Source organism: Niveibacterium umoris (genome assembly GCF_014197015.1).
Taxonomy (GTDB): Bacteria; Pseudomonadota; Gammaproteobacteria; order Burkholderiales; family Rhodocyclaceae; genus Niveibacterium; species Niveibacterium umoris.
Genome location: NZ_JACIET010000004.1, coordinates 101,863 through 125,374 on the forward strand (window position 1 = coordinate 101,863; position 23,512 = coordinate 125,374).

At 62.2% G+C, this 23,512-nt stretch carries 21 protein-coding genes and 1 tRNA gene; 11 read left to right on the forward strand and 11 right to left on the reverse strand.

The window, feature by feature from the left end:
- Positions 1–101: 101 nt before the first annotated feature.
- Positions 102–284, reverse strand: a complete 183-nt coding sequence (locus GGR36_RS20745; protein ID WP_183638128.1) for a hypothetical protein — start codon at positions 282–284, stop codon at positions 102–104.
- Between the two features lie 184 nt (positions 285–468).
- On the opposite strand from GGR36_RS20745, the gene galE reads away from it, so the two are divergent.
- Both galE and GGR36_RS20755 read left to right on the forward strand, forming a co-directional pair.
- Positions 469–1,509 (forward strand): UDP-glucose 4-epimerase GalE, encoded by a 1,041-nt coding sequence (gene galE / locus GGR36_RS20750; RefSeq protein ID WP_183638130.1) that lies wholly within the window; start codon positions 469–471, stop codon positions 1,507–1,509.
- 11 nt (positions 1,510–1,520) lie between these two features.
- A complete protein-coding gene (locus GGR36_RS20755; RefSeq protein WP_183638133.1) occupies positions 1,521–2,957 on the forward strand; it encodes a mannose-1-phosphate guanylyltransferase/mannose-6-phosphate isomerase in 1,437 nt (478 codons plus the stop codon).
- Positions 2,958–3,027: 70 nt separating this feature from the next.
- On the opposite strand, the gene secF is transcribed toward GGR36_RS20755, so the two are convergent.
- The 5 genes from secF to queA all read right to left on the reverse strand — a co-directional run bounded on the left by secF (position 3,028) and on the right by queA (position 8,526).
- Complete coding sequence (gene secF / locus GGR36_RS20760) at positions 3,028–3,966, reverse strand: protein translocase subunit SecF (RefSeq protein ID WP_183638135.1); 939 nt, start codon at positions 3,964–3,966, stop codon at positions 3,028–3,030.
- 63 nt (positions 3,967–4,029) lie between these two features.
- Positions 4,030–5,886, reverse strand: coding sequence for a protein translocase subunit SecD (gene secD / locus GGR36_RS20765; protein WP_183638138.1), 1,857 nt, complete (start codon positions 5,884–5,886; stop codon positions 4,030–4,032).
- Between the two features lie 64 nt (positions 5,887–5,950).
- On the reverse strand, positions 5,951–6,280 hold the full coding sequence (yajC, locus tag GGR36_RS20770; protein WP_183638141.1) for a preprotein translocase subunit YajC: 330 nt from the start codon (positions 6,278–6,280) through the stop codon (positions 5,951–5,953).
- A gap of 105 nt (positions 6,281–6,385) precedes the next feature.
- Entirely contained in the window at positions 6,386–7,498 is a 1,113-nt protein-coding gene (gene tgt / locus GGR36_RS20775) for a tRNA guanosine(34) transglycosylase Tgt (RefSeq protein WP_183638144.1), read from the reverse strand.
- A complete protein-coding gene (queA, locus tag GGR36_RS20780) occupies positions 7,495–8,526 on the reverse strand; it encodes a tRNA preQ1(34) S-adenosylmethionine ribosyltransferase-isomerase QueA (protein WP_183638148.1) in 1,032 nt (343 codons plus the stop codon). The genes tgt and queA overlap by 4 nt, the downstream gene beginning before the upstream one ends.
- Before the next feature lie 52 nt (positions 8,527–8,578).
- Between queA and GGR36_RS20785 the strand changes: the two genes are divergently transcribed.
- Positions 8,579–8,665, forward strand: a tRNA-Leu gene (locus GGR36_RS20785).
- A gap of 69 nt (positions 8,666–8,734) precedes the next feature.
- On the forward strand, positions 8,735–9,157 hold the full coding sequence (locus tag GGR36_RS20790) for a YbaY family lipoprotein (RefSeq protein ID WP_183638151.1): 423 nt from the start codon (positions 8,735–8,737) through the stop codon (positions 9,155–9,157).
- A 76-nt stretch (positions 9,158–9,233) separates the two neighbouring features.
- Here the strand turns inward: GGR36_RS20790 and cobA are convergent, their stop codons facing one another.
- On the reverse strand, positions 9,234–10,013 hold the full coding sequence (gene cobA, locus GGR36_RS20795) for a uroporphyrinogen-III C-methyltransferase (RefSeq protein WP_183638316.1): 780 nt from the start codon (positions 10,011–10,013) through the stop codon (positions 9,234–9,236).
- A 442-nt stretch (positions 10,014–10,455) separates the two neighbouring features.
- Between cobA and GGR36_RS20800 the strand changes: the two genes are divergently transcribed.
- From GGR36_RS20800 to GGR36_RS20830, 7 genes are read left to right on the forward strand one after another with little or no spacing between them, the layout of a single operon-like run.
- The gene (locus GGR36_RS20800) at positions 10,456–11,841 is read left to right on the forward strand and encodes a TIGR03013 family XrtA/PEP-CTERM system glycosyltransferase (protein WP_183638154.1); all 1,386 of its coding nucleotides are present in this window, start codon (positions 10,456–10,458) and stop codon (positions 11,839–11,841) included.
- Between the two features lie 52 nt (positions 11,842–11,893).
- Positions 11,894–13,972 carry an XrtA/PEP-CTERM system histidine kinase PrsK gene (prsK, locus tag GGR36_RS20805; protein ID WP_183638157.1) on the forward strand — a complete coding sequence of 693 codons (2,079 nt, stop codon included), beginning with the start codon at positions 11,894–11,896 and terminating at the stop codon, positions 13,970–13,972.
- 2 nt (positions 13,973–13,974) lie between these two features.
- Positions 13,975–15,339 carry a PEP-CTERM-box response regulator transcription factor gene (prsR, locus tag GGR36_RS20810; protein WP_183638161.1) on the forward strand — a complete coding sequence of 455 codons (1,365 nt, stop codon included), beginning with the start codon at positions 13,975–13,977 and terminating at the stop codon, positions 15,337–15,339.
- Positions 15,340–15,355: 16 nt separating this feature from the next.
- Positions 15,356–18,124, forward strand: coding sequence for an XrtA/PEP-CTERM system TPR-repeat protein PrsT (prsT, locus tag GGR36_RS20815; protein ID WP_183638164.1), 2,769 nt, complete (start codon positions 15,356–15,358; stop codon positions 18,122–18,124).
- 33 nt (positions 18,125–18,157) lie between these two features.
- Positions 18,158–19,441 carry a nucleotide sugar dehydrogenase gene (locus GGR36_RS20820; protein ID WP_183638180.1) on the forward strand — a complete coding sequence of 428 codons (1,284 nt, stop codon included), beginning with the start codon at positions 18,158–18,160 and terminating at the stop codon, positions 19,439–19,441.
- Between the two features lie 29 nt (positions 19,442–19,470).
- Positions 19,471–20,367, forward strand: a complete 897-nt coding sequence (locus GGR36_RS20825; RefSeq protein WP_183638199.1) for a transglycosylase SLT domain-containing protein — start codon at positions 19,471–19,473, stop codon at positions 20,365–20,367.
- Positions 20,354–21,127: a S1 family peptidase gene (locus GGR36_RS20830; protein ID WP_244971073.1), complete on the forward strand. Its 774-nt coding sequence runs from the start codon at positions 20,354–20,356 to the stop codon at positions 21,125–21,127. Before GGR36_RS20825 ends, GGR36_RS20830 begins: the two co-directional genes overlap by 14 nt.
- Here GGR36_RS20830 and GGR36_RS20835 read toward each other — a convergent pair.
- The 4 genes from GGR36_RS20835 to GGR36_RS20850 all read right to left on the reverse strand — a co-directional run bounded on the left by GGR36_RS20835 (position 21,124) and on the right by GGR36_RS20850 (position 23,363).
- Positions 21,124–21,588, reverse strand: coding sequence for a C40 family peptidase (locus GGR36_RS20835; protein ID WP_242533492.1), 465 nt, complete (start codon positions 21,586–21,588; stop codon positions 21,124–21,126). The genes GGR36_RS20830 and GGR36_RS20835 overlap by 4 nt on opposite strands.
- A gap of 37 nt (positions 21,589–21,625) precedes the next feature.
- Positions 21,626–22,063, reverse strand: a complete 438-nt coding sequence (gene dtd, locus GGR36_RS20840; RefSeq protein WP_183638209.1) for a D-aminoacyl-tRNA deacylase — start codon at positions 22,061–22,063, stop codon at positions 21,626–21,628.
- A complete protein-coding gene (locus GGR36_RS20845) occupies positions 22,060–22,770 on the reverse strand; it encodes an SIMPL domain-containing protein (RefSeq protein ID WP_183638212.1) in 711 nt (236 codons plus the stop codon). Before GGR36_RS20845 ends, dtd begins: the two co-directional genes overlap by 4 nt.
- Positions 22,771–22,838: 68 nt before the next feature.
- On the reverse strand, positions 22,839–23,363 hold the full coding sequence (locus GGR36_RS20850) for a gamma carbonic anhydrase family protein (protein WP_183638215.1): 525 nt from the start codon (positions 23,361–23,363) through the stop codon (positions 22,839–22,841).
- Positions 23,364–23,512 lie beyond the last annotated feature (149 nt).

Below are 23,512 nucleotides of genomic sequence, written 5' to 3' on the forward strand. Positions count from 1 at the left end.
CTGTTCGGCAGTGAAAAGGGCGGCACAGATGTGCCGCCCTTTTTTCTGCTGATGACGGTGCCGCCGGGTGTGCGGCCGGATTTGCCGACGAGTGACTGCGCTCAGACGATCCAGCTCACGCCTTCTTCATCGCGATCATCGTCGTCGCACGGGTCATCGATCTCGTGCTCATGCAATTGGGCATTGCGCATCGCGCGCATCAACTCGGCGTCACTGATGCGCAGGAGCGGATCGTTTGCCGCTTCGCCGCGCCGGTCAAGAGGGAGGGGGGCCAGCGTCATCATGGTTGAACCTCTTCTGGGTAATCTGTTCGCTGACCTTATGCCTCGCATGTTGCAGGCGCGTTTCATGCTAATCCGGCTTTGCGAGTCGGAATGTTTGCGTCGCGGGCGAACTGCGTGAAGCATCTCCTGTGTGTTTTCGATCCGGGCGATGACAATTGGAAGCTGTGTTTCTTAAGGATCCCTGATGATTTTCGTGACTGGTGGGGCCGGCTACATCGGCTCGCATACCTGCGTTGAACTGCTTCAGGCCGGTTTCGACGTGACCGTGTTCGACAATTTCTGCAACAGTCATCCGGAGGCCCTTGCGCGCGTCGAGCGGATCACTGGGCGCACGCTGCGCGTCGTGCGCGGCGACATCCGCGATCGTGCCGCTCTGGAGTGCGCACTGCGCGAATCCGGTGCAGAGGCGGTGGTCCACTTTGCCGGCCTCAAGGCAGTCGGCGAATCGGTTGAAAAGCCGCTCGCGTACTACGACAACAATGTCGTCGGCACCGTGCGCCTGCTCGAGGCGATGAACGCATGCGGCGTGAAGTCGCTGGTTTTCAGCTCGTCGGCGACGGTCTATGGTGACCCGCAGCGTTTGCCGTTGACCGAAGATCATCCGCTTTCCGCGACCAATCCGTATGGCCGCACCAAGCTTGTGATCGAGGACATGCTGCGCGATCTCGAACGCAGCGATCCGGCCTGGCGTATTGGAATCCTGCGCTACTTCAATCCGGTCGGCGCGCACGCGAGCGGACTCATCGGCGAAGACCCGCAAGGCATCCCGAACAACCTGATGCCCTTTGTTGCGCAGGTCGCGATCGGGCGTCGCGAGTTCCTCAACGTGTGGGGCAACGACTATCCGACGCCTGACGGCACCGGTGTGCGCGACTACATCCATGTCGTCGATCTGGCCCTCGGTCACCTCAGCGCACTCGAACGCCTGCGGCGTGAGGCCGGTTGTTTCGCCGTGAATCTTGGAACCGGGCAGGGCTACAGCGTGCTCGACATGGTGCGCGCGTTCGAGCGTGGCAGCGGGCGCCCGGTGGCCTACCGCATTGCACCGCGACGCGCCGGCGATGTCGCGGCGTGTTACGCCGATCCGGCGCATGCCGCATCGCTGCTGGGCTGGCGCGCGACGCGCGATCTCGATGCGATGTGTGCCGACACCTGGCGCTGGCAGCAACAGAACCCAAACGGCTATGCGACTCCGGAAGCTGGCCAGAAGAATTCCCCCGCTTAAGGAAAACAACGATGAGCATCCAGTCTGTAATCCTGTCCGGTGGCTCGGGCACCCGCTTGTGGCCGGCATCGCGCGAGCAATATCCGAAGCAATTGCTGGCGCTGACCGGCAGCGACACGCTGCTGCAGGCAACCGCCCGCCGCCTCGACGGTTTTGCGGGCGACGTCGTGGCGAACACGATCGTTGTCAGCAACGAGGAATACCGCTTCGTGATCGCCGAACAACTGCGCCAGTTGGGCAAGCGCGGGCGCATCGTGCTCGAGCCGGCCGGCCGCAACACCGCGCCGGCGTTGACGCTCGCCGCGCTGCTCGCGGTTGCTGACGGTTCGGACCCGGTGCTGCTGGTAATGCCGGCCGACCATGTGATCCCGGACCTCGGCGCTTTCCAGGCCGCAATTGCAGAAGGCGCCACGCTGGCGGCCGAGGGTGCCTTCGTCACCTTTGGTATCGTGCCGGATCGCCCCGAGACCGGTTATGGCTATATCCGCGCCGGCGAGAAGTTGGCGGGCGCGCAGAGTGCGCGAGGGCTCGACGCGTTCGTCGAGAAACCGGATGCCGCAAAGGCTGCCGAGTATGTGGCGAGCGGGCAGTACCTGTGGAACAGCGGCATCTTCGTCATTAAGGCTTCGCGCTGGATTGCGGCGATCGAGCGTTTCAACCCGGCGATGGCCGATGCCTGTCGCCGTGCGATGGCGGGCGCCACTGACGACGCGGACTTCGTGCGCGCCGACAAGGCAGCCTTCCTGTCGAGCCCCTCGGATTCGATTGACTATGCCGTGATGGAAAAGCTCGCTTCCGCGCCGGAACTCGGGCGTGGCGTCGTGGTACCGATGGCGGCCGGCTGGTCGGATGTCGGTGCCTGGGACGCGCTGTGGGAAGTCAGCGAAAAGGATGCGGACGGTAACGTCGGGCGCGGTGACGTGATGTTCGAATCGAGCGAAGACACCATGGTGATGGCCGAGTCACGGCTCGTCGCTGCGATAGGCCTGAAGGACATGGTCGTCGTCGAAACGCCCGATGCCGTCATGGTGGCGCACAAGCGCAATACTCAGGACGTCAAGAAGATTGTTGCCCGCCTGAAGGCAGAAGGGCGCACGCAGGCGAACCTTCACCGCAAGGTGTTCCGCCCGTGGGGCTGGTATGACTCGATCGACAATGGCGAGCGCTTCCAGGTCAAACGCATCGTCGTGAATCCGGGAGCGAAGCTGTCGCTACAGATGCACCATCACCGCGCCGAACACTGGATCGTGGTCAAGGGCACCGCCGAAGTGACGAACGGCGACAAGGTCTTCCTGCTGTCGGAAAACGAGTCGACCTACATTCCGCTCGGGCATACCCACCGTCTTGCGAATCCGGGCAAGGTGCCGCTCGAAATCATCGAGGTGCAGTCCGGCTCGTACCTGGGTGAAGACGACATCGTGCGCTTCGAGGACACCTACGGCCGCTGAGATATTTCTCCGGAGGGAAAAGAGAAAGGGCCGCGTGAGCGGCCCTTTTTCATGGCGATGCGGTGTCGGATCAGACCACCGCTTCTTCCTTCTTCTTCGGCTGAATGATGAACTGTTCGCGCTTGACGCCCAGCCACATTGCCAGCGGTGCGGCGACCAGCACCGACGAGTAGATGCCGAACAGGATGCCGATGGTCAGCGCGAGCGCGAAGTAGAACAGCGTCGGGCCGCCGAAGACGAGCATCGACAGCACCATCATTTCGGTCGAGCCGTGCGTGATCATCGTTCGCGAGATCGTCGAGGTGATCGCGTGGTCGATGACTTCGGACACTGACAAACCGCGCTTGCGGCTGTTGCGGAAGGTTTCGCGCACGCGGTCGAACACGACCACCGATTCGTTCACCGAATAGCCCAGGACCGCGAGCACCGCCGCCAGCACCGGCAGCGAGAACTCCCACTGGAAGAAGGCGAAGAAGCCCAGGATGATCACGACGTCGTGCAGGTTGGCGATGATTGCGCTGACCGCAAGCCGCCACTCGAAACGCACGGCGAGGTAGGCGACGATGCCGGCAACCACCAGCAGCAGGGCCAGTGCGCCATCCGATGCGAGTTCCTTGCCGACTTGCGGACCGACGAACTCGACGCGGCGCAGTTCGGCGGCAGGGCCTTCGACCTTGGCCAGCGTCGTCTTCACACGCTCGGAGATTTGCGCGCTCGATTCGCCTTCGCGGTTGGGCAGACGGATCATCACATCGCGCGAACTGCCGAAGTTCTGCACCTGGAAGTCGACGAAGCCATCCTTTGCGAGCGCGGACCGGATGGGTTCGAGCTGCGGCGCGGTGGCGTAGTTCACTTCGAGGACCGTACCGCCGGTGAACTCGATCGAGAAGTGCAGGCCGCGCGTCGCGAGGAAGAATACGGCCGCGAGGAAGGTGATCAGCGAAATGACGTTGAAGATCAACGCATTCCGCATGAACGGGATGTCTTTCTTGATGCGGAAGAATTCCATTTTGGCTTCCGTTATGAAACAGGGTCAGGGGGCGGGCGGCGTTTGCCGCCCGCATGACAGTACTTATTCCTTGCCTTCGGCGGCGGGGCGCCAGATCTGGCCGATCGCGATCGACTGTAGCTTGCGACGGCCGCCGTAGATGAAGTTCGTCACCATGCGCGAGACCATCACCGAGCTGAACATCGAAGTCATGATGCCCAGACAATGCACGACCGCGAAGCCGCGCACCGGGCCGCTACCGAAGATCAGCAGCGCGATACCGGCAATCAGCGTGGTTACGTTCGAGTCGAGAATCGTGCCGAAGGCGCGCTCGTAGCCCGCTGCGATCGCCGCTTGCGGCGTCGAGCCGTTACGCAGCTCTTCGCGAATCCGCTCGTTGATCAGCACGTTCGCGTCGATCGCCATACCCAGCGTGAACGCGATAGCGGCGATGCCGGGCAGCGTCAGCGTGGCTTGCAGCAGCGACAGCAGCGCGAGCAGCAGCAACAGGTTCGAACCCAGCGCGATCACCGAAACCAGGCCGAAGACCATGTAGTAGATCACCATGAAGATCGCGATGGCGATGAAGCCCCACATCGTCGACTTGAAGCCCTTGGCGATATTGTCGGCGCCCAGGCTCGGGCCGATCGTGCGCTCTTCGATGATGTCCATCGGCGCGGCCAGCGAACCGGAGCGGATCAGGATCGCGAGGCTGGTGGTCTCCTCGGCGCTGAACTGGCCAGTGATCTGGAAGCGATTGCTGAATTCGCCCTGGATCGTCGCGACCGAAATGGCCTCACCCTTGCCGCGCTCGTAAAGGATGATCGCCATGCGCTTGCCGATACTGTCGCGGGTCACGTCGCGCATGATGCGGCCGCCGGCGGCGTCGAGACTCACCGCGACGGCGGGCTGGTGATTGTTGTCGAAGGTGGCGTCCGCGCCGTTGAAGCGGTCGCCGGTGAGCACGATCTGTTTCTTCACGGCGATCGGGATCACCGAGCCATCGCGACGGCGTTCCGGCACGACATCAACGCCCACGCTGCTGCCGCTCTGGGTCGCGGCTTCGTCGACCATGCGTACTTCCAGCGTGGCGGTGCGGCCGATCAGCGACTTGGCCTTGGCGACGTCCTGCACGCCGGGTAGTTGCACCACGATGCGGTCGGCGCCTTGCTGCTGGATCACCGGTTCGGCGACACCCAGTTCATTGATACGGTTGTGCAGCGTGACGATGTTCTGCTTGATCGCGTCTTCCTGGATCGTGCGCTTGGACTGTTCCTTCAGCGTGGCAACGATCAGTTGCTCCTCGCCTTCAGTCTTGTCGGCCAGTTGCAGTTCCGGCAGGCGATCGCGGATGACGTCGCGCGCCTTGTCGCGCAACGCAGCGTCGCGGAAGCGCACCACCAGGGATTCGCCGTCGCGCACGATGCCGCCATGACGCAGATCCTTTTCGCGCAGCATGGTGCGCATGTCACCAGTGATCGAATCGAGGCGTTTGGTGATCGCGCCCTTCATGTCGACCTGCAAAAGGAAGTGCACCCCGCCACGCAGATCCAGGCCGAGGTACATCGGCAGCGCATGGATCGCGTTGAGCCAGTTCGGGCTCGCTGACAGCAGGTTGAGTGCAACGGTGTGGCCGGCGTCGTTGGCGTCCGGGTTGAAGGCGTGCTCGAGCGCGTCCTTCGCCTTGATCTGCGAGTCGGTGTCACGCAGTCGAACACGCACCGAGTTGTTGTCGAAGAAGATGCCGTCGAAGGGGATCTTCGCGTCGACCAGCGCGCGTTCGGCGGTGGCCTTGGCAGACTCCGTCAGGCGGATCGTCGATTTGGCGCTCGACACCTGAACCGCGGGCACTTCGCCGAAGTAGTTGGGCAGCGTGTAGAGGATGCCGAAGAACAGAACCACCAGGATCAGGAGGTTCTTCCAGAGGGGGTAACGGTTCATGGTTTGGGACCGGGCGAGGGGGCAGGCGGCGGGAGGCTCACAGGCCTCCCGGCCGATGAATGGCTCAGGCGCTCTTCAGCGTGCCCTTGGGCAATACGGTGGCGACGGCAGGCTTTTGCACCAGCAGTTCGACGCCGTCGGCAACTTCGACGCGGACATAGCTTTCGCCGACGCTGGCGATCTTGCCTGCGATGCCACCCTGGGTGACAACCTCGTCACCCTTTTGCAGCGCATCGAGAACAGCCTTGTGTTCCTTGGCCTTCTTCATTTGCGGGCGGATCATCAGGAACCAGAGGATCCCGAACATCAGGATCAGGGGCAGGATGCCCATGATGCCGCCCATGGGGTCGGCCGCGGCGCCCGCGGTCTGGGCGTAGGCGTTGGAAATCAGCACGTTACACTCCGAAAGGTTGGGATCAATTCAAACCGCCGAGTATAGCAGTGCCGTGTGATTCGCCCGCTTGGCCCGGTTCGCCGCAGGAAAGCGGCTTGAGCAGGATCAGTCGATCCCGCGCGCACGCCGGGCGTGAAATTCCGGCACCCAGGCGTCGAACCGGTCGGCGTCGATGGCCTCGCGCATCTCGCGCATCAGTTGCTGATAGTAGTAAAGGTTGTGGATCGTCATCAGCCGCGAGCCGAGCATCTCGGTCGCTCGATCGAGGTGATGCAGGTAGGCGCGCGAGAAGTGGCGGCAGGTATAGCAGCCGCAGGCCTCGTCGATCGGGCGCGGATCGTTGCGGTGTTTGGCGTTGCGGATCTTGAGGTTGCCCCATTGGGTGAAGATCCAGCCGTTGCGCGCATTGCGGGTCGGCATCACGCAGTCGAACATGTCGATGCCGCGTGAAACGCCATAGACCAGGTCTTCCGGCGTGCCGACCCCCATCAGGTAGCGCGGTTTGTCGGTGGGCAGTTTGGGCGCGGTGTAGGCGAGGATGCGTTCCATCTCTTCCTTCGGTTCGCCGACCGATAGCCCGCCGATGGCGAATCCGTGGAATCCGATGTCGCTGAGCCCGGCGAGCGACTCGTCACGCAAATCCTCGTGCATGCCGCCCTGGACGATGCCGAACAGCGCGTTGGGGTTGTCGAGTCTGTCGAACTCATCGCGCGACCGGCGTGCCCAGCGCATCGAAAGGCGCATCGACGCTGCCGCGGTGGCGTGGTCGGCCGGGTAGGGCGTGCATTCGTCGAAGATCATGACGATGTCCGAGTTCAGCCCGCGCTGGATGCGCATCGACTCTTCGGGTGTCAGCATCAGCTTGGCGCCGTCGATCGGAGAGCTGAACTTGACGCCCTCCTCGGTGATCTTGCGCAGTGCGCCGAGCGAGAACACCTGGAATCCGCCGGAATCGGTGAGGATCGGTTTGCGCCATCCCATGAAATCGTGCAGCCCGCCGAAGGTCTGCATCACTTCCATGCCCGGCCGCAGCCACAGGTGAAAGGTGTTGCCGAGGCAGATCTGGGCGCCGATGTCGTCGAGTTCGTGTGGGCTCATCGTCTTCACCGTGCCGTAGGTGCCGACCGGCATGAAAACCGGCGTGTCGACGATGCCGTGGTTCAGTTGCAGGCGGCCGCGACGTGCGGCGCCCGAAGTGCAGAGCAGATCGAATTTCATGTCGGGGCTTTCTCAAGCAGCATGGCATCGCCGTAGCTGAAGAAACGATAGCGGTTGGCGATGGCATGCCCGTACGCCTGCAGGATGCGCGCTTGCCCCGCAAAAGCGGAGACCAGCATCAGCAGGGTCGAACGGGGGAGGTGGAAATTGGTGATCAGCGCGTCGGCGACACGGAAATTGAAGCCGGGTGTGATGAAGATGTCCGTCTCGGCGGCGCCGGCCTGGAGTTCGCCGCCGCGGGCCGCCGATTCCAAAGCCCGCAGGCTGGTGGTGCCAACACAGACGACGCGGCCACCGCGCGCACGGGTGCGTGCGATCGCATCCACCGCGTCCTGCGGGATGATGTACCACTCGGTGTGCATGACGTGGTCTGCGATGTGTTCGACGCGGACTGGCTGGAATGTGCCCGCGCCGACATGCAGTGTGACCGCTGCGGTCTCTATGCCGCGCTCGCGGAGCTGTGCGAGCAGCGCCTCGTCGAAATGCAGGCCCGCCGTCGGCGCCGCAACCGATCCCAGCGCCTGCGCATACACAGTCTGATAGCGCGTTTCGTCTGCTTCGGCGGCAGCACGGTCGATATAAGGCGGCAAGGGCAGGCGGCCGTAGCGCTCGATCCAGTCGACCACGGTGGCGCCGGGCGGGAAGCGCAAGTGGAAGAACTCGCCGGCGCGCCCAAGCACTTCGACCTCGAATGCATCCATCAGCGTGATCCGGGTGCCGGGCTTGGGTGATTTGCTCGCGCGGATCATCGCAAGGGCCTCGTGGTCGCCGAGCGGGCGCTCGATCAGGATCTCGACCTCGCCGCCGGTCGCTTTGCGGCCGTAGAGGCGGGCGTGCAGTACGCGGCTGTCGTTGAAGATCAGCAGATCGCCCGGCGACAGCAGATCGGGCAGCGCTTTGAAGCCCAGATCCTGCAGATCGTCTTGCCCGACATGCAGCAAACGGCTCGCGCTGCGTTCGGCCAGTGGCGCCTGCGCGATCAATTCGGGAGGCAGATCGAAATCAAACTCTGAAACAGTTAAGGGCATGGGCTTTGCTTGATAGGGGGGCGGATTTCCGGGATAATGATCGACTTTCCGCGCCGGGATGGCGGAATCGGTAGACGCAGCGGATTCAAAATCCGCCGGTGGTAACACTGTGAGGGTTCGAGTCCCTCTCCCGGCACCACTTCACGACGCTTGAAATCGCAGGGCCCGCCCCCAGATACGCGTCGAACCCCTGATTTTATTGAGTCCCATGGCTGCAGGCAAACCAAACGCCCGGCGACGCACCGCTTTTGCCGTGCTCGCCCTCGCAATGGCCGGAGTCGGTTCCCTGCCGGAAACCGCTCACGCCACCGTTCGAGGTCGTATCAATTACGGCGACGGCATGGCTTTGCCGCCGCAAGCCGTGATCGACATCGAGTTGACCGATATCTCCAAATCCGGCGCTCCGGCGCAGGTTCTGGCGCGGATGCGCTTGTCCGCCGAGGAAGACGGTCCGATTCCATTCGAGATTTCGGTTCCGTCCGCACGCATCGATCAGCAGCGTACCTATGTGCTGTCGGCGCGCATTTCGTACGGCGGCAAGCTGCTATATGCCAACACGACGACGCACCGGGTGCTGACTCAGGGCGCGCCGATCAAGGTTGATCTGCGTGTTGAGCGCGTAGAGGTCTGACAAGCCGGCGGCATACGCCGGGTTGATGGGATCCGGCAGCTACAATGCCCGGCAGCACCTTTTTCGATGTATTCCCCTACGCTTCTGCCGCACCCCGCTCGAACCAGTTGAGCCGGTCGCGTAGCGCTACGACGCCGCCGATGATCAGCAGGGCGGGCGGTTTGAGTTCGGCAACCTGAACGCGCTGCGGCAGATCTGCCAGCGTTCCAACTACGGTTTGTTGGCTTGGCAGCGTGGCGTTGCGGATCGCTGCGGCGGGGGTGTCTGGCGCCAAGCCGTGGCGGATGAGTGCTTCGCTGATCACTCCGAGCGCGCCAATGCCCATGTAGATCACGATCGTTTGATCCGGGCGGGCGAGACTTTGCCAGTCAAGATCACACGTTCCGTCATGGAAGTGCCCCGTCGCCAGGACGCAGGTGCGCGCGATTTCACGGTGTGTCAGCGGGATGCCGGCGAAGGCCGCGGCGCCGCTGGCGGCAGTGACGCCCGGGACGACTTCGAACGGGATGCCGGACTCGGTCAGTTGCAGGATTTCTTCTCCGCCGCGTCCGAAGATGAATGGATCCCCACCCTTGAGGCGCACCACTTGCCTGCCGGCCTTCGCCAGTCGCACCAGTAGTTCATTGATCGCGTTCTGGGCAAGCGTGTGATTTCCGGCCTGCTTGCCGACGTAGATCTTTTCGGCGTCGGCGCGAATCAGCGCCATCACGCCATCCCCCACCAAGTGGTCGTACACCACGGCGTCTGCCGTCGCGATGATTCTCGCGGCGCGTACGGTCAGCAGGTCCGCTTCTCCTGGGCCTGCACCGACGAGAAAGACCATTCCGGTTGGTGTTGGTCGATGTGCTGTGCTCATGCGGCCTTGCTCTCGGTGAATTCCGGCGACGAAGTTTAGCACCGGGGTGCAGGTGGCGATTTCTGTGGCGATCTGCCTGCGAAGCGGAGTCTCGTTTGGGTGCCTCTGAGGGTTCTGTCGGCTGCTCTTGATCCGATGGGGCTTGGAGGGGTGGGGCTCGGCTTGGGGCCTCAGCAGGGCCTGATCAATGTCCGTGGGTGGTTTTGCGCCGGCCCCAAAGGACTTGCTAAGCACTGTGAAAAGCGCCACGCGAAGCGGCGGTGAATGTTGGGGGTTTGTTCTAAGTTGTTGATTATAAACGAAAGGGTGCGGCGCCTTGTCCGTGTTGGGGCGTGATGTCCTTCACGCCGATGTAGCGGCTCCTCGGGTATCGTCAGTCTCATCCAAGAAATAGAGCGTGGCCGATCCTGATATGGGAATGCCAGCGCAGAGGTGAGACAAAATGCTGCGACTCTTCAATCACTACGTGCCTGCGAACGCATTCGCGCAGATTCTCTTCGACAGCGTATTGTTGTTCGCGGCAATCCTTATCGCCGCTGCAGCCCAGTTCAGCGGCGGGGTTGCATTGGTCGAGTCGGTTGCGCCGTCCGCCCTGATTTTCGCAACCATCATGATCATGTTGAACAGCGCACTCGGGCTCTATCGCGGAGGGCCAACGTCGAGCCTCTACGACACGCTGGCGCGCATTCTCCTCTCGCTGTTGGCGAGCATCCCTATCGCGTATGCCGTTTTTCGCGTATTGCCGTGGGGTTCGTTCGACCAGCGTCAGGGCGAACTGACCGTGGTGCTGATTCTCGGCTCGATTCTCGCGCTACGAGGCTTCGTGGTCGGCGCTGCGGGCGAACCCCTCTGGCGTCGGCGCGTGATGGTGATCGGAACGGGTGATGAAGCGGCCGCTGTCGATCACAGTCTTCGCAATCTGCATTCGCGTGCCCTTCAAGTCATCGGGTTTTACCCCGCCGTCAACAACGACGATGTGGCGGTATCGAATCACCGCATCCTGCCTTCGAACGCTTCGCTGCTTGAAGCGGTGCGGGCGCACGACGTGAATGAAATCATCGTTGCAGTCCGCGAGCGGCGTGGCGGTTCAATGTCGCTCAAGCAACTGCTCGATTGCAAACTTGCTGGCGTAAAGGTGCTTGACCTCTCGTCGTTCTACGAACGCGTGCGTGGGCAGGTGCGCATCGACTCACTCAAGGCCAGTTGGTTGATCTACGGAGAAGGGTTCCGTCAGGGCTGGTTGCGGTCAGCCATCAAGCGGACATTCGATCTGGTGGTGGGCGCTGCGATACTGTTGATGGCGTTGCCCATCATGCTGGTGACCGCAGTGGCGATAGCGATTGAGTCCGGGATGCCGATCTTCTACACGCAGGAGCGGGTCGGCCGCGGCGGGCGAGTGTTCCACGTCATCAAGTTCCGCAGCATGCGGACCGACGCGGAAAAGGACGGCAAGCCTCGCTGGGCGTCGGCCAAGGATGATCGGGTGACCCGGGTGGGACGGGTTATTCGCAAGACGCGGATCGACGAGTTGCCGCAGCTGTTGAACGTGATTCGCGGCGAGATGAGCCTAGTCGGTCCGCGCCCGGAACGTCCCTATTTCGTGGATCAGCTCGCGCGCGACATTCCGTTCTTTGCGGTTCGCCATAGCGTAAAGCCGGGATTAACAGGCTGGGCGCAGGTGCGTTATCAGTACGGATCAACGGTTGATGATGCTGTGCAGAAACTCCAGTACGACCTGTATTACGTCAAGAATCACACGCTGTTTCTTGATGTTCTCATCCTCGCCGAAACGGTTCGTGTTGTGCTCACCGGCGAAGGGGCTCATTGAGAGTGACTTTTCGCGCTGCTGCCTGCGGGTGGCATGAACAAAGGGGGCGGCGATGAACGCTGTTCCTGCGGGCATTGCGGCAACCGGATTCGGAATTGCCGCGATTGTCTTTGTGTTGGTCGGGCTGCACCTTCGACTGAGTTGGCGAGGAGGTCGCCAGGGGGCGTTGCTGCTCTACGCGGTCGCAGCGAGCCTGGCCTGGGCTGCGGCTGGGCTCGGATTCTCCCTGGAGCCATCGTGGTTATCGTGGGCTTTCGTCGGCATGCTCGACTGCCTGAGGATCGCCGCATGGCTCCTGTTCCTGCTGTCGCTGCTTCAGGCGGGGGCACCAGATCTGCCGCGTCCGCTTGTGCAGGTACGTCAGGTCACGCTCGCGATCCTTGGCCTCCGCTTCCTCAGTGAACTCCTTGGTGCAAACGGGCTATTGTCCGGTGTGCTAGGAGGGCAAGTCTCCACCGTACTTGCGCTGGCAAGTGCCGTTGCGGGCCTGGTGACTATCGAGCAGCTCTATCGCAACTTCCCCGAGCAGTCGCGCTGGGGCATCAAGCCGCTCGCGATCGGCCTGATTGGCGCGTTCTTCTTCGATACCTATGTTGCCGCAGACGCCTTCATGTTCCGGCGTATCGACCTGACCCTCTGGGGCGTCAGGGGATTCGTCTGGTCGGCATCCATGATTCTGGTGGCAATATCTGCGGGTCGCAGTCGGCAGTGGAATTTCCGCATCAGTGTGTCGCGAGAGGTGGTCTTCCACTCGGCCACGCTGGGCGTCGCGGGGGTCTTTTTGCTCGTCGTCGCGGCGGCAGGGTATTGGGTGCGCTATTTTGGTGGGGAGTGGGGCGGCGCGCTGCAGGTGCTGCTGCTGTTCAGCGGGTTGCTGGGTTGCGCGATCGTGCTGTTCTCCGGCTCGTTCCGCGCACGGCTTCGCGTTCTGCTGTCAAAGCACTTCTTCAGTTATCGCTATGACTATCGCGCCGAGTGGTTGCGATTTACACAGTCCCTGGCTGTCTCGGGCGCGAGCGCAGATCTTGCCGCGGCGGTCATTCGCGGTCTTGCCGATCTTGTCGAAAGTCCGGGCGGCCTTCTGTGGCTCAAGGATCACAATGGGCGTTTCGTGCCGTTTGGTCGGCTCAATCATGTGCAGGTCGATGCGTCAGAGCCTGTCGGCGGCCCGTTTGCACAGTTTCTTCAGTCGCGTGGATGGATTGTGGATCTGGCTGAGGTGCGCAGCCAGCCTTCGATCTACGAGGGATTCTCGCCACCCGAATGGCTGGAACAGGTGCCCGACGCGTGGCTGATTGTTCCCCTGTTCGTCGAAGTCGAGCTGGTCGGATTCGTTGTCCTGATGACTGCGCGAACGACGATTGATGTTGACTGGGAGGTTCTTGACCTCTTGAAGACGGCTTCGCGCCAGGCCGCGGTCCACCTGGGAAGGCATCAGGCGACCGAAGCGCTGCTGGAGGCGCAGAAGTTCGATGCCTTCAATCGCATGTCTGCGTTTGTCGTGCACGATTTGAAGAATCTGGTCGCCCAACTGCAGCTGATGTTGCGTAACGCAGACCGACACAAGGACAACCCCGAGTTCCAGCAGGACATGCTCGACACGGTGAGGCACGTGCAGGAACGCATGAAGGCCTTGATGTCCCAGTTGCAGGAAAAGCGCTCGATCGATATGCGGCGTCCGGTGGCGCTCGCTGAACTGGCGCAACGTATAGCCGACTCCAAGCGGCATCAGCGCCCGGCCGTCAAGGTGGTTCAAGAAAGCTCTCCAGTGGCAATGGCGCATCCGGAGCGGATCGAACGGGTGATCGGGCATCTCGTTCAAAATGCGATCGATGCCACTGGTGACGATGGTATTGTGGGAATCAGGGTGTTTGAACAGGCTGGCGTGGCGTGTGTTGAAGTCGCCGATAACGGGTGTGGAATGTCCGCACAGTTTGTACGCGAACGCCTGTTCAAACCGTTCCAGAGCACCAAGGACGCCGGAATGGGGATCGGCGCCTACGAGACCCTGCAGTACATCACCGAATTGGGCGGCAGGATCGACGTGAATAGTGAACCCGGGCGGGGAACTTCCATGCAAGTGTGGCTTCCTTGCGTGCGGGATGAGGCGGTGCCGGCTGAGGCGGCTTAGAGATGAACGACCGAAAACGCACACTTTTGATTGTTGAGGATGATCCCGCGCTGCAGAAGCAGATGAAATGGGCGTTCGACCAGTATGAGGTCGTTACGGCGGCGGATCGGGAATCTGCGATTACGCAGATCAGGCGCTACGAGCCGGCTGTGGTGACGATGGACCTGGGGCTGCCGCCATCGCCAGACGACACGAGCGAAGGCTTCCGGCTGCTCGGCGAGATCCTCTCTCTGGCGCCTGATACCAAGGTGATCGTGCTGACCGGACAGCACGACCGAGAGAACGCGGTGCGAGCTGTGGGCGCAGGCGCCTACGATTTCTTTGCGAAACCTTTCGAACCTGAGTTGCTGATGCTTACGATCGACCGGGCGTTCCGCCTGTTCGACCTTCAGCACGAAAACCGGCGCTTGCAGGCGCAGCACGCTGGCGGGCCGCTTTCCAGCGTGATCACCCGTGATGCGGCGATGCTTCGCATCCTGCGCACGATCGAGAAAGTCGCCTCCGCGAACGTAACCGTCATGTTGCTCGGCGAGAGCGGCACCGGTAAGGAAGTCCTCGCGCGAGGTTTGCATGAAGCCTCACCGCGGCGCGCGGCGCGTTTCATAGCTATCAACTGCGCCGCAATTCCTGAGAACTTGCTCGAAAGCGAGCTCTTTGGCTATGAGAAGGGGGCGTTCACCGGTGCGGTCAAGCAGACCCCCGGTAAATTCGAACTCGCCCATAAAGGCACCCTGTTTCTCGACGAAATCGGGGATTTGCCAATAGCCTTGCAGGCAAAGCTGCTTCGCTTCCTGCAAGAACGCGTCGTCGAGCGGATTGGCGGGCGCGAGGAAATTCCCGTGGACGTGCGAATTGTCTGCGCGACCCACCAGGATCTGAAATCTTTGATCGCACAGGGAAGGTTTCGCGAGGATCTCTTCTACCGGCTGGCTGAGATTGTTGTCGACATTCCGCCGGTACGTGATCGCGATGGCGACGCCATGTTGCTGGCGCACGCGTTCGTTCAGCGGTTCGCGACGGAGCACCGCAGGAATTCCATGGTGCTTACTGATGATGCGCTGGCCGCACTGGCAGCACATCGTTGGCCAGGGAACGTTCGCGAGCTAGAGAACTGCATCAAGCGCGCGGTGATCATGGCAGACGCTGGACGCATCACGGCGGACGATCTTGGCCTCAATGTTCCAGACGAAGATCTGGATGCCCTGAACTTGCGCGCGGTCCGTGACGAGGCTGAGCGACGTGCAGTGGTGCGCGTGTTGGCGCGGGTGAACGGCAACATCGCACGTGCGGCGGAAGTCCTCGGAATCAGTCGTCCGACACTTTACGATCTGATGAATCGATTCGGGTTGAAGAAAGACCCGGTCTGACACCACAGGAAAACCCATGAACAAGTCTTGCGTATCGACCCTGCTGGCTGCGCTGCTGGCATGTGCTCTGATTGCTGGTTGCGGTGAGAGCCCAGAGAAGATGCTCACCTCGGCGCGTGAGTACATAGCCAAGGGTGACACCAATGCGGCGACGATCCAGTTGAAGAACGCGCTTCAGAAGAATCCGGGGCTGGCCGAAGCACGTTTCCTGTTTGGCAGGATCCTGTTGGAAAGTGGCGATGCACCCGGGGGAGAGAAGGAACTGCGCAAGGCGCTCGATGCTGGGTATCCGATCGAGCATGTTGCGGTTCCGCTGGCGCGCGCGATGGTAGCGCTGGACAAGGCTCAGCAGGTGGTTACCGAGTTCGGTTCCCTCAAACCGCAGCAACCATTGGCCAAGGCAGCGGTTGCGGCGGCTCTGTCTGATGCCTATCTGATGCTCAATCAGATGGAGCGCGCAGAAGCTTCGATGCGTGAAGCACTTGATGCAGCGCCGGGTTTTCCGCCCGCCGCAATGGCGTTTGCCCGGATCAAGGCCGCCAAGCATGAGCTGCCCGCCGCCATTTCGATACTCGATGATTCGATCAAACGCAATCCTGCTGACTACGACTCAATTGCCTTGAGGGCCGAACTCAAGTTGGCGCAGGGCCAACAGGATGAAGCGATCGCCGACCTCGATACCGCAATCAAGCTGCGTCCGCAGGCCGTTCCTCCGCGGCTGCGTGAGGCGCAGATTTACATCGGACAAAAGCAGTTCGATAAGGCGGACGCCGCCGTTGCCGCCGCGAAGAAGATCGCTCCTGGACACGTGTTGGTCCGCCACATGGAAGGGGTGGTTGCCATCAATCAGGGGCAAAACGAGAAGGCACGCGACGCTGCGCAGCAAGTCCTGAAGGTTGCGCCGGAATTTCTGCCTGCGGTCATGTTGTCTGGCGTTGCACATATGCGCCTCCATGACTACGTCCAGGCCCAGGCGAATTTCGAGAAACTCGTCTCCAAGGCGCCGGATTCACCAGGTCCGCGCCGCTTGCTCGCGCGTGCGCTCCTCGCGTCCAAGGATCCCGTGAGGGCATATGAGACGCTCGCACCGGTACTCGCTAAGGACCCGGATCGCGAAACGCTGATGCTTGCCGGTCAGGCGGCACTTCAGAACGGAGATTTCAATCGTAGTTCCGAGCTTTTCGCCAAAGCCTCGGCAATGGATCCAAAGGATGCTGCCTCGAAGTTGAGACTTGGCGTCACGCGTCTGGCGCGCGGCGAAATCGATGCTGGCATGCGAGATCTGGAAGCAGCGGCTTCGATCGAGGATTCTGGTACCGACGCCGAAGTCACCCTGGTAATGGCCTATTTGCGATCGGGGAATATTCCAAAGGCACGCGCGGTCGTAGATCGCCTAATAGAGCGCGACCCCAAGAACCCAATGGGCTACAACCTGCTCGGTGGCGTCCAGATGGCGGGCAAGGACAACGATGGCGCTCGCAAGGCCTTCGAGAAGTCGATTGAGCTTGATCCGGGATACCTGGCGGCTGCGATGAACCTTGCGCGACTGGACATGGCTACCGGCAACGCTGCTGCAGCGAGTGCCCGGTTCGAGAAAATCATCGAAAAAACGCCAAAGGCGGTCGAAGCGTACCTGCTTCTGGCACGCCAGATGTCCGAGAGCGGCGCCAAGCCCGAGGCGATCCGCAAGATTCTCGACAAGGCCATCACAGCGAACCCGGGCGTTGCTGCGCCGAAGATTGCGCTTCTTGAGCTATTGCTTGGGATGGGTGACAACAAGGCCGCGCTCACTGCGGCTCAGGAGGTTGCCGCGGCATTCCCGGCCGATGCCGATGTGCAGGCCGTTGCCGCACGTGCACAGGCGCGAGCCGGTGATACGCGCCAGGCAATCGTGACGATGCAGAAGGCAGTGTCGCTGCAGCCGCAGTTGCCCGCTCCTTTGGTGATGCTCGCCGACCTCCAGCGATTGGGTAAAGACATCCCGGGCGCGGAAGACAGTCTGCGCAAAGCCTTGCGGATCAAGCCGGACATGATCGAGGCACAGCAGCGCCTGGTGACGCTGAAGATCGAACAGCGCAATACCGCCGAAGCGGTCACGATTGCTCGCGAAGTGCAGAAACAGCATCCCAAGGAAGCCATCGGCTGGCTCTATGAGGCTGATGCCTACGCGCAGGTGAAGGACTGGCCGCAGGCGAACAAGGCGTATGCAAAAGCCTATGAACTCGGCAAATCCTCGATGGTTGTCGCAAAGTACCACGGGGGTTTGTTCGAAGCCGGGCAGCGGGCAGAGGCCGACAAGCTTGCTGCGGCGTGGCTCAATCAGAATCCCAAGGATGTCGGATTCCGTTCCTATCTGGCAGAGCGCGCGCTCTCGGCCAAGGATTACGAAGGTGCTGCGAAGGCCTATCGCGCCTTGCTGGAAATTGATCCGAAGAACGCGGTGACTTTGAACAACCTCGGATGGGTCAGCGGCAAGCTGAAAGATCCGAAAGCGATGTCGTACATCGATCAGGCCCTTCAGCTCACGCCTGACAATCCAGCGATCCTCGACACCAAGGCGCAGTTGCTGCTCGATGCCGGCCAAACCAAACCGGCTGTAGATGTCTTGCGGAAGGCAGTTGCCGGGGCGCCCAACAACATGACGATTCGCCTGAACCTGGCACGGGCGCTATCAATGGCCGGGGACAAGGCGGCCGCCAAGAACGAAGTCGATGCCGTACTTAAGATCACACCTGAAGGTTCAACGCTTCACAGTGACGCTGCGGCACTGATGAAGACGCTCTGAACTCGCAATACAACGAACGCATCTGGACAAATCATGACTACCGTTGCCGTCATCGGACTGGGCTATGTGGGCCTGCCGCTCGCCGTCGAGTTTGGAAAGAAATATCGCACTCTCGGTTTTGACCTTTCGGAGCAGAAGGTTGCGTCCTATCGCAACTTTGTAGACCCGACCGGTGAAGTCTCATCCGAGGATTTGCGTGCCGCGACGCACTTGAGTTGTCACACCGACCCGAAGGTGATCGCGGAAGCGGACTTCATCATCGTGGCAGTACCCACGCCTGTGGATGATGCGCACCAGCCGGATTTCACGCCGCTCGTGAAGTCGTCGGAGTCGGTCGGCAAGAATCTCAAGCCGGGTGCGATTGTCGTGTACGAATCGACGGTCTATCCCGGCGCGACCGAAGAAGTGTGCATTCCGATCATCGAGAAGCATTCGGGGCTCAAGTGGAAAGAAGGCTTCTTCGTTGGCTACAGCCCGGAGCGGATCAACCCGGGCGACAAGGAGCGCACGCTCACCCGCATCGTCAAGGTCGTTTCAGGCGACACGCCGGAGACCTTGAGCAAGGTGCAGGAACTCTATGGCGCGGTGATCACCGCCGGCGTGTACCCGGCATCCAGCATCAAGGTTGCCGAGGCGGCCAAGGTCATCGAAAACACCCAGCGTGACCTCAACATCGCGCTGATGAACGAACTCGCCCTGATCTTCCACAAGATCGGCATCGACACGCTCGAAGTACTCAAGGCAGCCGGAACGAAGTGGAACTTTCTGCCGTTCCGCCCGGGCCTGGTCGGTGGGCATTGCATCGGCGTCGATCCCTACTATCTGACGCACAAGGCCGACAAGCTGGGTTACCACCCGCAGGTGATCCTCGCAGGGCGTCGCATCAACGATGGCATGGGCAAGTACATTGCCGAGCAGACCGTGAAGGAGATGATCGCCAACGACCTGCCGGTCAAAGGGGCCGACGTCATCGTGCTTGGTCTGACCTTCAAGGAAAACTGTCCCGACCTGCGCAACAGCAAGGTGATCGACGTCATCCGCGAACTGGAGACCTTCGGCGTCAAGGTGCATGTGCATGATCCGATCGCCGAGAGCCATGAAGCCGAGCACGAGTACGGCGTGTCCCTGACGCCCTGGGAGCAGTTGCCCGCAGCCGCTTCAGCGATCGTTGCGGCGGTCTGTCACAAGTCCTACGCGGACATGGGAGTCGCCAGTCTTACGTCAAAGCTGGTCAAAGGTGGTGTGTTCTCCGATGTGAAGAGCTTCTACGACCCCGCCGCGGTTGCCGCCGCCGGCGCGCGACTCTGGAGGCTCTGAGGCCTGTTGGCCGCGACGAGGCATGGTCGATGCGCTCCCTCTTTTGCGTCCTCCTCGTCGCGTTCTCCAGCGCGGTTTCCGCCGAGCCAAGCGAGACGGTTCTGGCGGATCCACGCGCGATGCTTGCGCGCCAGCTGGTTGCTCTGGGCACTCAGTACGAGCACGGCGAGGGCATGCCGCAGGATTCGATGCGTGCGGTGGAGCTCTACTGTGACGCGGCCCGGTACGGCGACCCGGAAGGCTTGTTTGCATTGGCCTGGATGTACGGCAAGGGGCGCGGTGTCGAGCAGGACGACCGCATCGCCGCAACCCTGATGGCGCGTGCCGCTGCTGCAGGATTCGAACCTGCCCAGGGCGCCCAGCGATTCTTCGGCCCATCGGCGGGCGTATTGCCGCCCTGCATGAATCCTCGGCCTGTGGTCAGCCGCAACGACCCCGTGGCTTCTGATGAAGCGGACCTGGATGCCGTGCTGACTGGCCTGGCGCCGAACAAGAAGCGCATCGCGCAGCTGATCCGCCTGCTCGCGCCGCAATACGGCATTGATGCGCGTTTGGCGCTCGCCGTGGCCGCGGCCGAATCCAATTTTGAATCGCTCGCGCGCAGCCCGCGCAATGCATACGGTGTGATGCAGCTGATTCCGGAAACGGCGCAGCGCTTCAAGGTGCACAACATCTACGACCCGTCGCAGAACATCAAGGGCGGTCTGGCCTACCTGCGCTGGCTGCTGGCGTATTACCGCGGCGACGTTCTGCTGACGCTTGCGGCCTACAACGCGGGTGAGGGAGCGGTCGATCGTTACCGCGGCATCCCGCCGTATCGGGAGACTGTCGACTATGTCAAACGCATCTACGGCATGTTCCGTCGTGCCAGCCACCCGTTTGATGCCAACATGGTTGCACCCTCGCCGATCATTGCGATGCGTTAGGCAAACCCTAATCGCGCTCTGCGCGGCGCTGACGCTTGCGCCGCCGTCCGCGCGCGCCGACCTGGTCGAGACGGTGCAACGGATCAAGCCCTCGATCGTTGCTGTCGGTACCATGCAGCGCGATCGGACCCCGCAGTTCCGTTTGCTGGGCACCGGCTTCGTCGTCGGCGACGGTTCCCTTGTGGCCACCAATTCCCACGTCGTGCCCGCGACGCTGGACAACGAGCACTTTGAAGAACTCATCGTGGTCACCTTCGGCAGCGCAGGCGAGCAGAAGGCGGCCAAGGTCACCAAGGTCGGGAGCGATCCGATGCACGATCTCGCCTTGCTCAAGTTTCCGCACGGGGTGAGTTTTCCGGCGCTGACGCTTGATGACGGCATGCATGCGCGGGAGGGGCAGGCGATCGCATTTACCGGCTTCCCCATCATTGGCGCGCTGGGGCTCAACCGCGCAACGCACCGGGGCATCGTCGCGTCGATCACGCCGGTCGTGCTGCCTACTGAACACGGCTCGCAACTCAACCCGCAGGCCATCAAGCGGATTCGTGAAGGGGCCTTTCCGGTTCTGCAACTGGATGCGACCGCGTACCCCGGAAACAGCGGCAGCCCTCTTTACGATCCCGATACCGGCCTGGTGCTCGCGGTCGTCAATATGGTCTTCGTCAAAGGCAGCAAAGAAACCGCGCTGACGCAACCCTCCGGCATCACTTACGCGATCCCGGCGCAGCACCTGCGTGCGCTGGTCGAAAGCGTGCGCTAGTCCAGCAGCGTCCGCGCACCGTCGAAGCGCTGCGCGAAGTAGGCGGTGTCGAGGCGTTCGATGCGGACCGCACCGTTCGTCGACGGCGCATGCACGAAGCGACCGTCGCCGATGTAGATGCCCATGTGCGAGAAGGGTCGCCGCATCGTGTTGAAGAACACCAGATCGCCAGGCCGCATTTTTTCTCGATCCACCGGCCGTGCGCGCGCGGCAATCTCTGCCGCGTTATGGGGAAGCCGCACGCCCGCCACCTGCTCCATCACGTAGCTGACCATGCCGCTGCAATCAAGGCCGGCTTCCGGGTTGCGTCCACCGAAGCGGTAGCCGGTATCGACCAGACTCACGGCGAACACCACCACGTCGTTGCCCATGCTTGCGTCGGGCAAGCGCGTGAGATCTCGCGCTGGGGCGGTTGTGGTTCTTGGCGGTGAAGTCGTACACGCCGCCAGCAGGATCAGCATCAGAAACAGGGCAGGGCCGCGCGCTGCAAATGCCACGTCAGGATTCCAGCCAGAACGTAACCGGGCCATGATTGGTCAGGCTTACCGCCATCTCGGCGCCAAAACGACCGGTTTCCACCTTCGCATGGGTGCCGCGGGCGAGTGACACCGCGTGGTCGAACAATTCACGCGCCCGCGTGGGTTCCGCGGCTGAGGTGAAACTGGCGCGCGTGCCTTTGCGGGTGTCCGCGGCCAGCGTGAACTGCGGCACCAATAACAGGCCGCCGGCAGTGTCGGCGAGCGAGCGGTTCATGCGCCCCGCGTCGTCGCTGAATACCCTGTAACCGAGGATGCGTTCGATGATGCGCGCCGCGCTTTTCTCGTCGTCCTCCGGGCGCACACCGACCAGCGCCAGCAGCCCGGGGCCGATCTCGCCGACGGTTTCGCCCTCGACCACGACTGACGCATGCAGCACGCGCTGGATCAGTGCGATCACTGCAACTCCACCGTCCCGGTCACGGTGACGCTGATCTGCGTTTCGCCCGACTCGATTGCGGGCGGCGTGGAGTCCGCCGCCGCGCTCATCACCGCAGCGCGCGCCATCGGCATCGGTGTCGGACGGAAATTCTGGTTGGTGTTGATCGCGAACTGGCGGATGCGGTACTTGCGCCCAAGCGCATTGGCCGCCAGTTCGGCGCGTGCCTTGAAGGCTGCGATTGCATCGACGATGGCTTCGTCTTCGGCCTTGCGGCGCGTTTCCGGCGACGGCGTGAAGCTGATCTGGCCGAGCGCCAGTTCGCCCTGCAGCTTGCCGAGCAACTCCGACAGCGCCGCGCTGTCCTTGCTCTCCAGCACCAGTTCCGAACGCGCGCGCCAGCCCTCGATCTTTTGCGTGTTGCGGGTGTAGGTCGGCCAGGTGCTGCTGTTGCCGGACCTCACTTTCACCGCCGGCGCGGTCTTCGAGATCGACACGCCTTGCGCGATGGCCTGGTTCACTTTCTTGTTCAGCGTGTTGAGGTTGGCGTCGGTCGCCTCGATGAACACCACTGCGCGCTGCAGGTCGTTCACTGCGGAACGGCTGCTCTCGACGCTGAGGTCGATCGTCGGGACGCTTGGCGTTGGCGCCGCGACCGGCGCGCTTTGCGCGAAAGCCGGCAGGGCCAGCGCGGTCGCAAGGATCAGGCAATTGCGTATCGGCTTCATCGTGACGCTCCGTGACAGGTTGATCCCAGCATAGCAGCCCTCGCCGCCGCTGCCTGTGAGCGGATGTATCACCCGATCTTGCGCAGGCCGCTGGCGTAGCGGGTGGCGTTGCGCACGTAGCCGGCGGCACTGCGTTCGAGCGCCGCAACTTCGTCGTCGCTCAGTTCGCGGATGATGCGGCCGGGCGTGCCAACCACCAGTGAGCGGTCCGGAATCACCTTGCCCTCGGGGATCAGCGTGTTGGCGCCAATCAGGCAATGCTTGCCGATCACTGCGCGGTTGAGCACCACCGCGTTGATGCCGATCAGCGAGCCCTCGCCGATCGAGCAGCCATGCAGCATCACCATGTGGCCGACGGTGACGTTGGCGCCCAGCGTCAGCGGCACGCCGTCGTCGGTGTGCAGAATCGAACCGTCCTGGATGTTGCTGTTGTCGCCGATGGTGATCGGGTCGTTGTCGCCGCGCAGCGTGGCGCCGAACCACACGCTCACGTTGCGGCCCAGGGTCACCGATCCGATGACCGTTGCGTTCTCGGCGATCCATGCGCCCTCGCCCAGCTGCGGGCAGTGATCGTCCAGTGCGTAAACACTCATGCGTTTGCTATCCACTTGATTTGTCTGCATTTGCTGCAGCGCGAGGGGCGCCATGTTAGGCCCCGGCTCAGGCTGCTGCAAGTTGGGGGCGAACCGGGGGGGCGAATCCATGCAGTCCTGAGGCTTCAGGCAAACCTTTGCGCGCGGCG

What these genes read in the sequence shown, in the direction of transcription:
- GGR36_RS20745 (WP_183638128.1), bottom strand. Translation starts at nt 284, where the DNA reads ATGATGACGCTGGCCCCCCTCCCTCTTGACCGGCGCGGCGAAGCGGCA.
- galE (WP_183638130.1), top strand. Translation starts at nt 469, where the DNA reads ATGATTTTCGTGACTGGTGGGGCCGGCTACATCGGCTCGCATACCTGC.
- GGR36_RS20755 (WP_183638133.1), top strand. Translation starts at nt 1,521, where the DNA reads ATGAGCATCCAGTCTGTAATCCTGTCCGGTGGCTCGGGCACCCGCTTG.
- secF (WP_183638135.1), bottom strand. Translation starts at nt 3,966, where the DNA reads ATGGAATTCTTCCGCATCAAGAAAGACATCCCGTTCATGCGGAATGCG.
- secD (WP_183638138.1), bottom strand. Translation starts at nt 5,886, where the DNA reads ATGAACCGTTACCCCCTCTGGAAGAACCTCCTGATCCTGGTGGTTCTG.
- tgt (WP_183638144.1), bottom strand. Translation starts at nt 7,498, where the DNA reads ATGAAATTCGATCTGCTCTGCACTTCGGGCGCCGCACGTCGCGGCCGC.
- queA (WP_183638148.1), bottom strand. Translation starts at nt 8,526, where the DNA reads ATGCCCTTAACTGTTTCAGAGTTTGATTTCGATCTGCCTCCCGAATTG.
- GGR36_RS20790 (WP_183638151.1), top strand. Translation starts at nt 8,735, where the DNA reads ATGGCTGCAGGCAAACCAAACGCCCGGCGACGCACCGCTTTTGCCGTG.
- cobA (WP_183638316.1), bottom strand. Translation starts at nt 10,013, where the DNA reads ATGAGCACAGCACATCGACCAACACCAACCGGAATGGTCTTTCTCGTC.
- GGR36_RS20800 (WP_183638154.1), top strand. Translation starts at nt 10,456, where the DNA reads ATGCTGCGACTCTTCAATCACTACGTGCCTGCGAACGCATTCGCGCAG.
- prsK (WP_183638157.1), top strand. Translation starts at nt 11,894, where the DNA reads ATGAACGCTGTTCCTGCGGGCATTGCGGCAACCGGATTCGGAATTGCC.
- prsR (WP_183638161.1), top strand. Translation starts at nt 13,975, where the DNA reads ATGAACGACCGAAAACGCACACTTTTGATTGTTGAGGATGATCCCGCG.
- prsT (WP_183638164.1), top strand. Translation starts at nt 15,356, where the DNA reads ATGAACAAGTCTTGCGTATCGACCCTGCTGGCTGCGCTGCTGGCATGT.
- GGR36_RS20820 (WP_183638180.1), top strand. Translation starts at nt 18,158, where the DNA reads ATGACTACCGTTGCCGTCATCGGACTGGGCTATGTGGGCCTGCCGCTC.
- GGR36_RS20825 (WP_183638199.1), top strand. Translation starts at nt 19,471, where the DNA reads ATGCGCTCCCTCTTTTGCGTCCTCCTCGTCGCGTTCTCCAGCGCGGTT.
- GGR36_RS20835 (WP_242533492.1), bottom strand. Translation starts at nt 21,588, where the DNA reads ATGCTGATCCTGCTGGCGGCGTGTACGACTTCACCGCCAAGAACCACA.
- GGR36_RS20845 (WP_183638212.1), bottom strand. Translation starts at nt 22,770, where the DNA reads ATGAAGCCGATACGCAATTGCCTGATCCTTGCGACCGCGCTGGCCCTG.
- GGR36_RS20850 (WP_183638215.1), bottom strand. Translation starts at nt 23,363, where the DNA reads ATGAGTGTTTACGCACTGGACGATCACTGCCCGCAGCTGGGCGAGGGC.